Origin of the sequence: Sulfobacillus harzensis (assembly GCF_012933365.1) — a bacterium.
GTDB classification, from domain to species: Bacteria; Bacillota; Sulfobacillia; order Sulfobacillales; family Sulfobacillaceae; genus Sulfobacillus_B; species Sulfobacillus_B harzensis.
The window spans coordinates 1-14,314 of the sequence record NZ_JABBVZ010000086.1 but is presented as its reverse complement, the minus strand read 5'-3'; the positions used below and the strand labels follow the sequence as shown (position 1 = coordinate 14,314).

At 59.0% G+C, this 14,314-nt stretch carries 13 protein-coding genes; 12 read left to right on the top strand and 1 reads right to left on the bottom strand.

Annotated features, from left to right (window positions below; all coding sequences use genetic code 11):
• Positions 1-184 precede the first annotated feature (184 nt).
• The 6 genes from HIJ39_RS17555 to HIJ39_RS17530 all read left to right on the top strand — a co-directional run bounded on the left by HIJ39_RS17555 (position 185) and on the right by HIJ39_RS17530 (position 7,777).
• Entirely contained in the window at positions 185-1,324 is a 1,140-nt protein-coding gene (locus HIJ39_RS17555) for a nucleotidyltransferase family protein (RefSeq protein ID WP_169102002.1), read from the top strand.
• Positions 1,321-2,649, top strand: coding sequence for a glycosyltransferase family 4 protein (locus tag HIJ39_RS17550; RefSeq protein ID WP_243239793.1), 1,329 nt, complete (start codon positions 1,321-1,323; stop codon positions 2,647-2,649). The genes HIJ39_RS17555 and HIJ39_RS17550 overlap by 4 nt, the downstream gene beginning before the upstream one ends.
• Positions 2,649-3,899 (top strand): polysaccharide deacetylase family protein, encoded by a 1,251-nt coding sequence (locus HIJ39_RS17545; protein ID WP_169102000.1) that lies wholly within the window; start codon positions 2,649-2,651, stop codon positions 3,897-3,899. Before HIJ39_RS17550 ends, HIJ39_RS17545 begins: the two co-directional genes overlap by 1 nt.
• 4 nt (positions 3,900-3,903) lie before the next feature.
• Positions 3,904-4,278 carry a hypothetical protein gene (locus tag HIJ39_RS17540; protein WP_169101998.1) on the top strand — a complete coding sequence of 125 codons (375 nt, stop codon included), beginning with the start codon at positions 3,904-3,906 and terminating at the stop codon, positions 4,276-4,278.
• Positions 4,279-4,431: 153 nt separating this feature from the next.
• Positions 4,432-5,922 (top strand): glycoside hydrolase family 15 protein, encoded by a 1,491-nt coding sequence (locus HIJ39_RS17535; protein ID WP_169101996.1) that lies wholly within the window; start codon positions 4,432-4,434, stop codon positions 5,920-5,922.
• A gap of 10 nt (positions 5,923-5,932) precedes the next feature.
• Complete coding sequence (locus HIJ39_RS17530) at positions 5,933-7,777, top strand: amylo-alpha-1,6-glucosidase (RefSeq protein ID WP_169101994.1); 1,845 nt, start codon at positions 5,933-5,935, stop codon at positions 7,775-7,777.
• 12 nt (positions 7,778-7,789) lie between these two features.
• On the opposite strand, the gene HIJ39_RS17525 is transcribed toward HIJ39_RS17530, so the two are convergent.
• A complete protein-coding gene (locus HIJ39_RS17525) occupies positions 7,790-8,257 on the bottom strand; it encodes a DUF441 domain-containing protein (protein ID WP_169101992.1) in 468 nt (155 codons plus the stop codon).
• A 302-nt stretch (positions 8,258-8,559) separates the two neighbouring features.
• Between HIJ39_RS17525 and HIJ39_RS17520 the strand changes: the two genes are divergently transcribed.
• The 6 genes from HIJ39_RS17520 (at position 8,560) to HIJ39_RS17495 (ending at position 14,042) form a co-directional block, all read left to right on the top strand.
• Positions 8,560-9,576, top strand: coding sequence for a DNA glycosylase AlkZ-like family protein (locus HIJ39_RS17520; protein WP_169101990.1), 1,017 nt, complete (start codon positions 8,560-8,562; stop codon positions 9,574-9,576).
• A 117-nt stretch (positions 9,577-9,693) separates the two neighbouring features.
• Complete coding sequence (locus tag HIJ39_RS17515) at positions 9,694-10,380, top strand: GntR family transcriptional regulator (protein ID WP_169101988.1); 687 nt, start codon at positions 9,694-9,696, stop codon at positions 10,378-10,380.
• 114 nt (positions 10,381-10,494) lie between these two features.
• Positions 10,495-11,418: a fumarylacetoacetate hydrolase family protein gene (locus HIJ39_RS17510; protein ID WP_169101987.1), complete on the top strand. Its 924-nt coding sequence runs from the start codon at positions 10,495-10,497 to the stop codon at positions 11,416-11,418.
• 61 nt (positions 11,419-11,479) lie between these two features.
• Positions 11,480-12,571, top strand: a complete 1,092-nt coding sequence (locus HIJ39_RS17505; RefSeq protein WP_169101984.1) for a cupin domain-containing protein — start codon at positions 11,480-11,482, stop codon at positions 12,569-12,571.
• Positions 12,572-12,589: 18 nt separating this feature from the next.
• Entirely contained in the window at positions 12,590-13,810 is a 1,221-nt protein-coding gene (locus HIJ39_RS17500; protein ID WP_169101982.1) for an FAD-dependent monooxygenase, read from the top strand.
• A gap of 22 nt (positions 13,811-13,832) precedes the next feature.
• On the top strand, positions 13,833-14,042 hold the full coding sequence (locus HIJ39_RS17495; RefSeq protein ID WP_169101980.1) for a hypothetical protein: 210 nt from the start codon (positions 13,833-13,835) through the stop codon (positions 14,040-14,042).
• Positions 14,043-14,314 lie beyond the last annotated feature (272 nt).

Here is a 14,314-nt window from a genome sequence, read left to right as displayed (position 1 = left end):
ATTCAGGGGGAAAGAAATTTTCTCAGACCCCACAAGCATTGCAAATCAAGGACTTCGGGTTATGAAAAACCCTCGATTATCTGCGATGTCAACCGCTTTTGCTAATCTTGCCCAACGTCACTAAAGGCTCAAACCCTCTGGTTCGTCCGGATCGTTTTCCATGGTTAAGGAAGGATAGTTATTCATGAACGCGATAATTCTTGCAGGAGGACGTGGGAGCCGGCTTGACCCGCTTACCCGCCACTTGCCGAAACCCTTGGTCCCATTTTTCGGCCGACCGTTGATTGCTCACCAGATTCACTGGCTAGCCTCATACGGCATTGACAAGATTGTGGTGTCGCTAGGACACTTGGGTCCCATGATTGAGGCCACACTGGGCTCTTCCATGTTTGGCGCCCGTTTGCAATACGTCCGTGAGGATACGCCTCTCGGCACGGCGGGAGCGGCTGTCCATGCCCTCCAAGCCGTGGCACGCAACCGGAATCATCCCGTCCTGATCATCCCAGGCGATTGTTTAGCTGATTTTGACTTAAGCCATCTTCTCGATCAGTTCCACAGGCGTCCTGAACCGTTCGCGATGGTTGTGCATGGAGTAGACGATGCGCGCCAATTCGGCGTCGTCGAGGTGAAGGACGGGCGTGTTGAACGGCTGGTGGAAAAGCCGCCAGCGATTGACGGCCGCCATTTGGTCAATACCGGAATCTACCTGATGACCCCGGGAGCCGAAGCCGAATGGCCCCAACAACGACCTTTGGACTTTGCCTTCGACGTCTTCCCAAGCCTCATTGCATCCGGCACCTTAGCTGCCTTCGAGGAGCAAGGCTATTGGTCCGATTTGGGCACGTTGAACCAATACCGGCAATCCCATTTTGACGCTCTGCTTGACCGGGTGCACCTCGGCTATCGCCTTAAACCCGGCGAACGCGTCACCATCGACCACTCCGCCCGCATCATTGGTCCCGTATGGTTGGGGGACGACGTCACCATCGACGCCCATGCCACCGTTGGGCCGTTCGCCGTCATAGGGCAGGGCAGCTACATCGGTCCTTGGAGCCGAGTGGAAAACGCCGTCATCGGCCAAGGCGCCTTTCTTGGCGCGGGAACCCACATCCATGACGCCAGCATCGGCGATCGTGTCGCCATCGGCGGTCGATGCCGCATTGGCAGCCAATCGGCCGTGGGCGCCGACTCCCGCATTGGTTGGGGCACGCATGTACGTCCCGGAAGTCGTCTCGCGCCTTTGACCCGTATCTCCCCGGTAGCTTCCGTCTCCAGCCTCAAAATGGTCACGGGGGCCAAAGAAGGGAGTATGGTCAACTCATGATGGAATGGACGATGACCGAGCATGCTGTTTTAGGTCCCCTGCCCCCCATAGCCCTCAATCCGGAACAGGTGGAATTCGTAGCGGTGGCTTTTGAGGGACCGGACCCTTATGCTCAAGCCGGAGGTCTCGGTGTGCGCATGACGGGCCTGGTGCGTGCTTTGGCCTCGCGGGGATTTCGCGTACACTTTTTCTTCATCGGCGACCCGGCCCTTCCCGGCGTGGAAACCGAGGGTTCGCTCACCTTGTACCGATGGGGACAATGGATTAGCCGCTATCATCTCGAAGGGGTCTATGCCGCCGAGTACGAGAAAAAAGCCGATCTGGACCAATCACTGCCCGCCTTCATTGTCGAGCAGATCGCCAAGCCCGCACGCCAAGCCGGTCGGCGGGTCGCGATTTTGACAGAAGAATGGCAGACCGCAGAGACCGCCATCCGCATCTCCGACCTTCTGCATCATGCCGGTCTTCGAAACAGTGCCGCCATCCTCTGGAACGCCAATCATCGCATGGGACTCGGTCAGATTGACTTTTCCCGGCTTGGCTATGTTGCTACCATTACCACCGTGAGCCGTTTCATGCGGCAACTGCTGGGCCAGCATGGAGTCAATGCCGTGGTGATTCCCAACGGCATTGACAGCGATTGGTTCCACGAACCAGCACGTGCCGAGGTGGAACGTTTGCGGCGCCTCTTCTCCCGCCCGTTATTGGTTAAGGTCGGACGGTTCGATCCTGACAAACGTTGGATTACGGCCGTCGAAGCCGTTGCAGTGCTCAAGGCACGCGGCTTTCGTCCGACCTTGGTGCTGCGCGGAGGTATGGAGCCTCACGGTGCGGAGGTATTTGGCCGTGCCCGGTCTCTGGGACTCACGGTGGTGGAGCTGACCATGCCGGGTACTCCCAGCCGCGAAGAGGTGCTCAGCCAACTAGAAGCACTTGGACCCGATGCCGATGTGGTGCACCTCAGAACCTTCCTGCCCAAAGACATGCTGCGGCTCCTCTATCGCGCTGCGGATGCCGTCCTGGTGCAAAGTGGCTTTGAACCCTTTGGCTTGGTGGGACTGGAAGTCATGGCCTCAGGAGGCATTGCCATCACCGGCGGCACCGGCGAAGATTATGCACGTGCCTTTCGTAACGGGCTCATTGCCGACGACGACGATCCGCGTCGTTTGGCCGACTTGGTGGCCTGCGCCATGAGTTCCAAGGAATTGCGACGCGATCTCGTGCGTGAAGGCCGACGGACCGCGCGCACCTATCACTGGGACCGGATCCTGGACGAATTGCTGGCTCAGATTTCGCTGGCGTTTTCCCGCCAAGGAGGTCAATAATGGCCCAGTCCATTGCTTTTTACCTACTCATGCACCAACCCTGGCGGTTTCGCCTGCCGCTCGCCGACCCGCTCCTGGCCGATGCCCCTATGAATCAGTGGCAGGCCGCGCTTTTTGATGGCCCGCTGAATCGCCGATATTTCTCGGGAGTGGCCGAGCGGTCCTATATTCCCATGCTGACCCTCTTAGAGGAACTGCTCGATCAAGGGTTTTGCGTCAATCTGGGAGTGTCCTGGACCTTTTGGGAACAGGCGGAACTCTTCGGCGAACCCTTGACCAGCCTTCTTTCCCGGGTGCTCGCCCATCCCGGGGTGGAAATCGTAGGCGTCGAACCGTATCACAGCCTCATCCCTTTTATTGACGCGGCCATGTTCCGCCGGCGCATGAAGTGGATGCAAGGCCGTCTCGAGAAGCGGTTCAAAAAGCGCGTGCAGGTCACCGACACCACCGAGATGTTCTATTCTGACCTCATCTATTGGAGCTTGGCAGACGCTGGGTTTTCCGCCATGCTGATCGATGGCCGCCCCTCGGTGGCGGGGGCGGAAGGCCCCGCCGGGTTATATCGCGGGCCCGCTTCCTTGAAGCTCATTCCCCGCCACTGGCGCCTCTCAGACGATGTGGGCTATCGCTTCAGCAACCGCGACTGGGACGGCTATCCGCTCCTGGCCCCGACGTATGCCGAATGGCTGAAGAACGCACCCGGACCGTTTATCACGGTAGGTTGGGACTTTGAGACATTCGGCGAACATCATCGCGCCGAAACCGGCATATTTGCCTTTATGCGGCAGTTGCCCGTTGAGCTTAAGCGCCGCGGCATCACTTCGGTGCGCTTCAGCGAGGTGTTGGATGTCGTTCCAACCGCCTCCCTGACGCCGCCGCTCGAGGCTGAGACTTGGGCCGGAACCGGCACGGTAGACTTCTTTGTTGGCAACCGCCCGCAGTGGCACATGTTCTTAAATATGGCTTCCGTGTATCATAAAGCTAAACTCACGGGCCAGCCGGGGGCGGTGGATCTCGCTCTTCGCCTCATGCAATCCGACCATCTGCACATGCTGCACTGGTATGAATTATCCGGGCCAGAGGCTGACGTATCTATGTACTTTACGCCGGGGGAATGGTGGGATCAGGGCCGAGATGGCATGCTGGCGGGATTGGAAGCCATTTTCGCGGCGTTTGATCGGGCCCTAGACAACCTCTTGTACTCCAAACGAGCAAGGGAATCCAGAACATCCCCGACCACATTGAGGTGACAGCATGGCGCGCGATCTTCCCATTGGCAACGGCAGTCTATTGGTCTCATTCGACCAGCAATATTGCATTCGGGATTGCTACTTTCCTCTCGTCGGCCAGGAAAATCACACCGCAGGCCACCGCTTCTACTTAGGAGTCTGGACTCAAGGGCTGTTTTCCTGGGTATCGGACGAATCCTGGGAGCGGCAACTAGCATACGAGCCCAATACGCTTGCCACTCAGGTTAGCCTTCAAAATACCAAATTGGGCCTATCCATTGTGGCAAGCGATGTGGTCGACTTTCAGCAGAATGTCCTGATTCGTCGCTTTCGTATCACTAACCTCAATCCTGCCGTGACCGAGGTTCGCCTTTTTCTTCATCACGACTTCCATGTCTAAGGGGTGGATGTCGGCGACACCGTGTTTTATGACCCCATGAGCCAGGCTTTGGTGCATTATAAAGGGCGCCGTTATTTCCTCATGTCGGGGTGCGAGGCAGACGAAGATCCGGGAATTAAGGCTTGGGCCACAGGGCGCAAGGAGGTCCAAGGCATGCAGGGCACTTGGCGGGATGCCGAGGACGGGTATCTCGAGGCCAATGCCATCGCCCAGGGGTCGGTGGATTCCACGTACGCACTATCCACACGCATCGCTCCGGGTCGCGAGTCGACGCTCTACGCCTGGATCGCGGTGGGTCGAAGTTTGGAGGAGGTGCGCACCCTCAATGGCTTAATAGGCTTCGAGGGTCCGGAGGCATTGATCACCCGCACACGGGCCTTTTGGCAGCTTTGGCTGAAGCGGCGTGCCGCCGATCGGCTGGAGGCCGAACCCTTTCAGGATCTTTACAACCGCTCGCTGCTCCTTGTGCGCACCAACTGTGACCGCATGGGCGGCATCGTTGCCGCCAACGACTCCGACATCATGGATTCCAGCCGCGATACCTATTCCTATGTGTGGCCGCGGGACGGAGCGTTTGTGGCCCGGGCCCTCGACTCGGCAGGTTACCCCAACCTATCTGGCCGCTTTTTTGATTTCATGGCTCCCCTTATTGACCCCGGCGGTTACTACTTGCATAAGTACAACCCTGATGGATCCTTGGCCTCCTCCTGGCATCCTTGGGTGGTAGGCGGAAGACCCGAATTGCCGATCCAGGAAGATGAAACCGGAACCATGCTGTGGGCCATGTGGGAGCATTTTGCCGATTTCCGGGATGTCGAGCGGGCGGAGGCCTGGCTTGAATCCGTTGTCCTGCCCGCTGGACAATTTTTGGCCGACTATCGCCATCCCGAGACTGGACTGCCGTGGCCGTCCTGGGACCTCTGGGAAGAACGGCGAGGCATTCATGCCTACACGACGGCATCCGTTTGGGCGGGTCTCATGGCCGCCGGCCACTTTGCCCGCGCCTTTGGCTACGAAGATCGGGCCAATACTTTTTATCAAGCCGCGCATGAAATCCGTACCGCCGCCTTGACCCATCTTGTGGACCCCGACACGTCCCGTCTCTACCGGAGCTTGCTCATTGATGAGCAGCATCCGGAAAACCTTACAGCGGATCCCACCCCCGATGCTAGCCTGCTGCTCATCCCCCAATTCGGCTTTTTGGCCCCCGACCATCCGGTCATGGGGCAAACCGCCCAATGGATCCGGGAAAGCCTTGCCGTGCCCAGTGATGTGGGCGGGTTGGCCCGTTACCGGGGAGACCACTATCACCGCGCACCACATCTCGGTCCGGAGGTTCCGGGAAACCCTTGGTTCATCTGCACCCTTTGGCTTGCCGACTATCTCCTGATGCGGGCACGGACTCCGGACGATCTGGCGCGCCCTCGAGAGATTATTGAATGGGTTCAACATCATGCGCCAAAGAGCGGTGTACTGGCCGAACAGCTAGACCCGACCACCGGCGCTCCTCTATCCGTGGCCCCGCTCACCTGGAGCCATTCTGCCCTCATCGCAACCATTGGCCGCTACCGCGAAACGCTGGCACGAATGAGGGACGGCTCTCGTCAGGATGCTGCCCGAGAGATGCCGTCGATTGGCTATTAACGGAGGAAAAATGAAAAACCTGTCCGAATGGCTTCTGACCAACGGTACTGGATCCTATGCCATGGGCAGCATCGACCGACGGCCTCACCGCCGTTATCACAGCCTCTACACCCAAGCGCTGCACCCGCCCCGCGATCGCCGCGTCATTTTGACGGCGGTTGCCGTCGATCTCAAAGTCGGCCAACAATGGATGCCGCTTTGGAGCGCCCATTGGGGTTCCGGGGCGACCGGCCCTGGTCCCCAAGGGTTGACGACCTTCCGCCTGGAACACGGCATTCCTCATTATCGCTGGGATGTTGGCGCGGCATCGCTGACTGAGTCCATATGGCTCGCACCCGGATTTGAGGGCGTCGTTCTCCGCTACGATTGGCAAAGTCCAATGAGTGCCACTCTCCGTCTCGTTCCCCTACTCGCCGGCCGCAACCATCACCAGTTGGGCGCACGGACGCCAAGCCATGTCGAGACCACCTCGGAGACCATCTTGGTTGGCTGGAACGACGACGTTTGGACCATCCGAAGCCAGGGCGGCGTTCTGGACCCCCGGCCGGACTGGTATCACCATATTTGGTATCCCGAAGAGGCCTGGCGCGGATATGCCGCTCATGAGGATCTTTGGACGCCGGGATCTTTTGAAATCCCACTTCCAGCTGGGTCTGCGCACCGCCATCTCATGCTGTGCCGTCCGGCTGCCTCGTCCCCACCTGAAAGGATTGTTGACAGCGAACGGCAGCGGCGTGCGCAACTTTCTCCAGAGGCCCGCCTGGCGGAGATGTTTGTCGCCGATCTTGCCCACGGGTCCAGCGCTGTCATCGCCGGGTTTCCCTGGTTCACGGATTGGAGCCGCGACACCTTTATTGCCCTGCCGGGGCTTTCTCAGGCTTTGCCCCAAAAAGATTTGCCCAATCGGATTTTGACCCGCTACTTTGAGATGCCCAATGTGCCCAATCGCTGGCCCGAAGGGGGCGAAGGCGCGCCTGGACACAGTGCCGATGCGGGGTTGTGGTTCGTGAACGCCGCAACCAGTATGGCAATGACAGGAAAGCTCCAAGACCGCCGCGGCTGTCTCCAGGCGGTCGACGCCGTCTTGACTGACTACGTCCTGAATCGCATCCCTGGTGTCCATGTAGACGACAATGGTCTCCTGGATGCCTCCATGCCCGATACCGCTCTGACGTGGATGGATGCAGCCCTTGATGGAAAGGCCGTCACCCCGCGTCCGGGCAAAGCCGTGGAAATTCAAGCGCTGTGGTATAATGCGCTGCGCCTGCGTGACGTGTTGGCCGAGTCATTGGGACAGGGCTCCATCTACAGCCGCCTCTCGGAAAGTATCTATCGGAGCTTCAATCACCTGTTTCCCCGGCCCAACGGCGGACTCCGAGACACCCTCGGTACGGACGACCAGGGCGCCGAGCGGCCCAACCAGCTCTATGCAGTCGGCCTTCCGCATCCCGTTGCTCATCCTCGCTATTGGGAGACTACTTTGGAGGCCACCCTGACTCATCTTTGGCGCCCCTTTGGACTTTTGTCGCTGGGTCCCGACGATCGCCATTTCCGCGCGCGCTATGGCCCCGGCTTAGTCAACCGCGACCTATCCTATCATCAAGGAATGGCCTGGCCGTATTTGTTAGGCATATTCTTCGATGCCCTCGAGCGAACAGCCTGGCGTCGTCATCACGATCATCTTCTCTCCCAAGTGCAGTATTGGCTCTTCTGCCATCAACGGCAGGCCGGACTGGACGGGGTATCAGAAATTCTCGAGCCCAACCGGGGCATCCCTCAAGGCGCTCCCTTCCAAGCGTGGAGCGCGGCCGAACTCATTCGGCTGCTGGGCCCACACTGGCCGCAATCGTCCTGAGAGCACGCTCCCCTATTTAAACCACTGGCTGATGTAAGTCACTGCCTCTAGCATCAAATAGGTGACACCGGCCGCGGTCAGCGGGCCCACCGGCATACCCCCGAGCAAGACGATACCGATAATGGACCCGACAATGAGGCTGATCATCAAGTGACTCTGCTCGTAAATATGGATGCCGTGCGCATTAAGGTGGGTGGCGAGGGCGGCCCCCACAATCGCAACCAAACCGGGAAGACTTGCGAAGCTTTTGGCGATGTCCCGGAGTTTCACCTTGCCCAACGCAAAGGGCACCAGCATGGCAACGGTGAGCAGTAACAGGCCCACATCCATCGACGGTCGATAGAGGCGCGGCAAGATGAATCCGAGTCCCGTCAGCCGGAGACTTAAGAGAACAGCCGCCGCGGCAGCCAAGAGATTAGACCGAGCAAGGAGCCCCAGAATGAGAAACCCCACAAGTCCGAGATTGGCGGCATTAAGCATGGTCAGCCTCCTGTCTGTCCCAGACAGGAATAGCTTATGATTGCGAAAACGGGGATAGACGCCGGGCCGGTAAGCCCACCACGAGGCACAAAAGGGCATCTATACGACGCATAACAGCAGCCCACGAGACGTCTTAGCCCCTGTCCGCCGATTCCCGCCCTGTGCGAAGCATAGTGTCGGCAGGCGAAACGTGTCACGGAAGAATTTTCAGAAAGGTTTTACTGAAAAAGTCGCGAATCTTAGCTTATCGGTTAAACCGAACGCCGTTCTGACCGAGGAGCATACTACGGGGTGGAACAAGGATGAACGAGCCACGATTCGCTGTCACACGAGCACAAATTCTTTCGTTCAGGCGTCGGGCAGGCGCCCTCGAGGAGCGGCTTCCAGCCGCATCGCTCAGGCGAGCCGCCTGGGCCGGGTTGCAAGACAGCATGCCTCGCGCGGCGCTCCTTTCGATCCATGCTCGCGTTCAAGGGACCACACCGTCCACGTGGGAGGATCCCGCCTTGGTTCAATTATGGGGTCCACGGTTTAACGTCTTCGTGGTCTCCGAGTGCGATCGGGCCGTCTTCTCCCTCGGGACGCTCCCGGATGACGCCCAGGGACAGCAGAGAGCCGAGGATCTTGCGGCTCGCCTCAGGGCCAGTTTGGGAGACCGGCGCATTCCCTATGGGGAGGCGGGACACGTGCTGGGCGTGCATCCCAACCGGCTTCGGTATGCGGCCGCCACCGGTACAGTGCTGATCCGCTGGGAGGGCGCTCGGCAACCGACTATTTGGACAGTGCCCGCGCCCCCCATGAAAGCGCGGGAGGCTCGCCTGGAACTCGCTCGCCGATACTTGCACGTCTATGGACCCACCACGCCGGAGGCGTTCGGTGAATGGGCGGGAATCGGCTTGAAATCTGCTGCTCGAACATTTGACGCCCTCTGCACCTCGCTCACGCCCGTGAGGACGCCCATTGGCGACCGGTGGATTCTTCATGAAGATAAAGAGGCCCTCCGTTCTCCTCTCGAGCCCTCCACATCCTTACGGCTCCTCCCCAGCGGCGATCCATATTTGCTTCTCCAAGGGGCCGATCGTGATCTCATGATTCCCCAATCGGACCGGCGCGGCGCCCTCTGGACGCCACGCGTTTGGCCCGGCGGACTGCTCCTAGGCGGGGAGATTGTTGGCACTTGGCGGCGTGCGGGTGCCGTTGTCACCGTCCAGCCGTGGCGGCAATTATCGGGCAGCGAGCGCGCCGCGGTTGAATCTGAAGTGGATTCTCTGCCGTTACCGGGCGTCGAAGGACGACCGGGCGTCCGCTGGGAGGGATAACCCCTTGCAAATGAGGCGCCCGGCCCACACCATTTGCCGAAAGCCCGTTGGCATACCGGCATGCCTCCTCCTGTTTGTGATATAATATATATAATTGCACACCTTGGGGGTGTTCTCATGGCCAACCCGCCATTTGAGACGAAGAAAGACTACATCTTGAGACGTGTTAAGCAAAAAATCCTCGATGGAGAGTACGGCCCTGGAGACCGCCTGAAGGTGCGGCAGTTGGCGGCTGAATTCGGCACCAGCGAAATCCCGGTTCGCGAAGCCATTACCCAGTTGGCAGCAACCGGTTTGGTCACCATCACACCTCACGTCGGTGCCGTCGCCTCGCCGCTGTCGGCACAAGACCTCAAGGAAATCTTCGAAATCCGCTCCGCCTTGGAAACGCTGGCAACGCGGTTGGCCGCGGACCGCCTCACACCGGACGGTCTTCAGCAAATCCAAGGCATCCAATCTCGCCTACGGCAAGCCGTGGATGAAGGCGGGCATGACGTTGACGAATTGAATCAGATGAATCGCGCGTTTCACATGGCCATCTATCATCACAGCGAAAATAAGCGGCTGGTTGCCATGATTGACGAACTGTGGAATCACGCCGGCCGGTACCCGGGTCCTCTGACCGGCCATAACGAGGTGACCTATCAGTCGCTCGCGGATCACGATGCCATCCTCGCGGCGCTCAAGGCCGGCGACGGAACTCTGGCAGCCCAACTTACCGAAGAACACAAAAATCGCGCCATGCACCGCATCATCGCATTGGTTCAAGAGCGGGAACAGGCCTTGTCCTCATCGCGAAGCTAAGCGTTCGCATGCTGATCGGCAGGCTTCATTCTCGATTTGATATATAATATAGTAACTTCATCCTGAGGATTGTTGGCACCGCGACCACTCACTGCCGAACATGGAGGGAGCACCATGAAAATAGCCGCTTTCGACAACTGGCGGGTTGGCGTCGTTAAAGGGTCGGTCATTTTAGATATCACCGACCTGGTACCCGGCTGGGAACCCGAATGGCCCTTCTCCTGGATGTTGAAGTTTATTGAGCGCTTTGACGCCATTCGCCCGCAAATCGCTCAGCATCTTGAGCGCGCTCCCCGCCGTTCGTTGTCGGATGTGCGGCTCCGCCCCCCGATTCCAGCCCCTAGCAAGATTATCGCTGCGCCAGTCAATTACCGGCTGCATCAACACGAAATGGGCGGCGCCAAAGGAGTCTACCAAGACGCCAACATAAAAACCATCGAACATTATGGGATCTTTTTAAAACCACCATCCGCAATCGTGGGGACCGGTGAAACCATCACCCTGCCCTTCGCTGGCCGGCGGACAGACCACGAAGCGGAGGTAGGTGTGATTATCGGCAAGACCGTGAAAAATGTAGTGGAATCGGAAGCCGACCAAGCCATTTTTGGCATTACCGGACTTCTCGACTTGTCGGTGCGAGGCCAAGAAGACCGGCCCTTCCGCAAGGGCTTCGACGGATTTTGTCCCATCGGTCCGGTGGTACTCACCCGAGACGAAATTCCCGACCTGGAACACATCGCATTTCACCTTCGGGTCAACGGAATTACCCGCCAGCAGGGCAACACCAAGGACATGATCTACTCCATTCGCCGACTGGTATCGTTGGCTTCCTATCAGACCACCCTGCACCCTGGTGACATCATTGCCTCCGGCACCCCGGAAGGCGTGGGTGAAGTCAAGGCGGGCGACCGTCTTGAGCTTACCGTCGACGGCGTCGGCACGCTAGTCACGCTGGTTCATGAAAGCTACGCCGATCCGCCCTCAAACATGGGCGAATGGTTCAACAAGTTTTTGATCTCGCGCGGGGCTCCCGCCTAACACATCCAAATGCCACATCCCTTCGCGGCCCCCCTTGTTGTCGTAGATGAAGGAGGTTCCTATGTCAGATTCGGCGAGCTCCCGATTGGCCGCCTATTACGAGGAATTGCGCCAGCACCACTTAGGCCCCCTGTGGAACTCAATTGGCAGCATGATGACCCCCGAGCCGTCCCCGCGGGCACAACCGCATCTCTGGCGATGGGTCGATGTGTATCGCTACGTCATGGAAGCGGGCGAGTTGGTCACCCCTGACCGTGGCGCCGAACGCCGGGTGGTCTTTTTCAGCAATCCCGGCTTTGCGGGGCTTGAGCCGTGGGGCTGGGGCGCGCTCACCAACACCCTCTATGCGGGAGTGCAACTCCTCCGTCCGGGTGAGAAAGCTCCTGCCCACCGCCACAATCAAAGCGCGATTCGCTTTATCCTTCAGGGAACCGGCGCCTACACCGCCGTGGAAGGCGAACGTATCGATATGGAACCCGGGGACTTTCTCATCACCCCGGCCGGCTTGTGGCACGACCATGTGCATGTGGGCAGCGAAGATATGCTGTGGCTGGACTGTCTCGATATCCCGATGTTGTATCAGTTGGGCGTCATGTTTTTTGAGAATTACCCTGAATACAACCACCCCATCACTCACCCTAACGGATACACGACCCGCCGCTATTCCGCCTCGGGTCTCCGCCCTATTCAAGACCACGACCGCACCTATGCGCCCCAAGCCGTATTCAAATGGCACAAGACCCAAGAAGTGCTGGACCAGCTCACACAGCTCGATCCCGATCCGTACGATGGATTTGCGGTCGAATACATCAATCCCGCCACGGGCCAGGCAGCCGGCATAACCATCGGTGCCATGATGCAAAAATTGGTATCGGGCCAGCATACCAAGGCTCATCGCCACGCTCACAGTGCCATCTACCACGTGTTTCGGGGCGACGGCGCCACCATCATTAACGGCGTGCGTTTCGTCTGGCACACGGGCGACACCTTCGTCATTCCCAATTGGGCGTGGCACGAGCACGTAAACACCGGCTCCAACGACGCCTATCTATTTTCGACCAATGACGGACCGGTTATGGAGCGGTTGGGTCTGGAGCGATGCGAGGCTCATCCCGAGAACACCCAGCGGGTCGAACGCGAGTTCGACGGCTAACGAAGGAGGAGGACCCCTTTGTCTCGAAATCCCGACGTCCCCGTCTTGGTGGTGGGAGCCGGACCAGTTGGACTCACCACCGCGCTCGCCCTTCACCACTCCGGCGTGCCAACGGCCATTCTCGAACAGGAACGGGAAAATCGGCTGCGCCCCGGCAGCCGCGCGATTTACCTCCATCGAGAGACGCTTAAGCTGTTGGAGCGCATCTCCCCTGGCCTCGGGCGTTCCATGGCCCAGCACGGCGTCGTCTGGCCGATCAAGCGGACCTGGTACAAGGGACGGCAAGTGTATGCCCGCCAGTATCCCGCGCCCGATGATCGAACTCTTCCCCCGTTTGCCAGCCTGCCTCAAGTCGCGATTGAACGGTTCTTATGGGATGCACTGCAAAAAACGAATATTGAGGTGTATTGGGAGAAGCCGGTGACAGCGGTGACAGTGCACTCCGAGGGCGCTGTGGTCAATACCCACGACGGCAGCCAATGGCATGCTGCGTATGTCATCGGCGCGGACGGAGCCCATTCTTCGGTTCGGCGACAGGCGGGAATCACGATGCTTGGTTCACGTTCGGCCAACACCTTCATCGTCGTCGACGTCAAAGAAGATGACCAAGACCCGCTGCCGTTGGAACGGGTGTTTCATTATGCACACCCCGCCATGGATGGCCGAAACGTGCTCTTTGTCCCGTTCTTAGGGGGATGGCGCATTGATCTGCAGTTGTTCGAAGGCGATGACGTCAATCAATTTGCGGGGCCCGAGGGTGTATGCCGGTGGCTGCCCCGGGTCATGCCCCAAAAGTACGCGGAACGCGTGACCTGGGTCTCCACCTATCAATTTTTGCAGGTTGTCGCTGCGTCATTGATCGATCCCCAAGCACGGATACTTCTGGTGGGAGAAGCGGCCCACTTGTTCGCGCCGTTTGGGGCACGGGGCTTAAACTCGGGGGTGGCTGATGCCCTACTCGCGGCCGAGGCGGTGTCACACGCGCTCAGGTCCAAATCCGAGCCCGAGCGGGCTGCTGCCATTCGCGCGTTTGCCCAGGAGCGCCAACGCGCCGCCGAATACAACCGTGATGCGGCCGGCATCGCCCTTGAGCATATTCAAGGCGCGTCGCCGGGAATGCAGGCCAAACGCGAGGTTGGCGCCCTGCTCGCGCCGGTGTGGCCCGAGTTCGGCCGCTGGCTAGACGAGGGCCCGTATGGGCCGCGCTCCGGCCCGCCTGGGGTATCAACAAAATATTGACGACGAGGAGGTTGACTCAAAAATGGCATGGCCGTCATTCATGGAGTTTTATGCACAACTGCCACAAGATCGGCTTGAGCGGCTAATCACGAATCTCGGAGAGCTTCCATCGGGTACAGATAACGACACGCCGGCGGATTCATCGATGGTTCACACGGCGCTGGCCATCGCCACGCACCTGCTGCGGGAATATCACGAATGGCTGTCCCAGGCATTGGAACGCTCCTCCTAGTCGGTCGCCTGCCCGCGCCGTGCGGATTTGTTGACACCGATTTGCAGAAATTTTCACGGTCTTCCGCCACCATAAGATATATGATATAGTATTCTGGCGTTGACGAAGTTCGATTCATGGAAGGAGTCATCATGGCATCACCTGCCCACTATGATGAACGTCTTCGCAGCATCGCGCGCTATTTGGCCGTTCAGCCCCTAGGAGAGTTTTCATAAAGTCCTCGAGGCGCGGGCCTAAAATGCTTTTAGCAAGAGGGGTCGCATTCGTAGCAC

Bases quoted from the DNA above. Each gene is read 5' to 3' on its own strand.
- HIJ39_RS17545 (WP_169102000.1), top strand. From the start codon at position 2,649: ATGGCCCAGTCCATTGCTTTTTACCTACTCATGCACCAACCCTGGCGG.
- HIJ39_RS17550 (WP_243239793.1), top strand. From the start codon at position 1,321: ATGATGGAATGGACGATGACCGAGCATGCTGTTTTAGGTCCCCTGCCC.
- HIJ39_RS17525 (WP_169101992.1), bottom strand. From the start codon at position 8,257: ATGCTTAATGCCGCCAATCTCGGACTTGTGGGGTTTCTCATTCTGGGG.
- HIJ39_RS17520 (WP_169101990.1), top strand. From the start codon at position 8,560: ATGAACGAGCCACGATTCGCTGTCACACGAGCACAAATTCTTTCGTTC.
- HIJ39_RS17530 (WP_169101994.1), top strand. From the start codon at position 5,933: ATGAAAAACCTGTCCGAATGGCTTCTGACCAACGGTACTGGATCCTAT.
- HIJ39_RS17510 (WP_169101987.1), top strand. From the start codon at position 10,495: ATGAAAATAGCCGCTTTCGACAACTGGCGGGTTGGCGTCGTTAAAGGG.
- HIJ39_RS17535 (WP_169101996.1), top strand. From the start codon at position 4,432: ATGCAGGGCACTTGGCGGGATGCCGAGGACGGGTATCTCGAGGCCAAT.
- HIJ39_RS17495 (WP_169101980.1), top strand. From the start codon at position 13,833: ATGGCATGGCCGTCATTCATGGAGTTTTATGCACAACTGCCACAAGAT.
- HIJ39_RS17540 (WP_169101998.1), top strand. From the start codon at position 3,904: ATGGCGCGCGATCTTCCCATTGGCAACGGCAGTCTATTGGTCTCATTC.
- HIJ39_RS17555 (WP_169102002.1), top strand. From the start codon at position 185: ATGAACGCGATAATTCTTGCAGGAGGACGTGGGAGCCGGCTTGACCCG.
- HIJ39_RS17505 (WP_169101984.1), top strand. From the start codon at position 11,480: ATGTCAGATTCGGCGAGCTCCCGATTGGCCGCCTATTACGAGGAATTG.
- HIJ39_RS17515 (WP_169101988.1), top strand. From the start codon at position 9,694: ATGGCCAACCCGCCATTTGAGACGAAGAAAGACTACATCTTGAGACGT.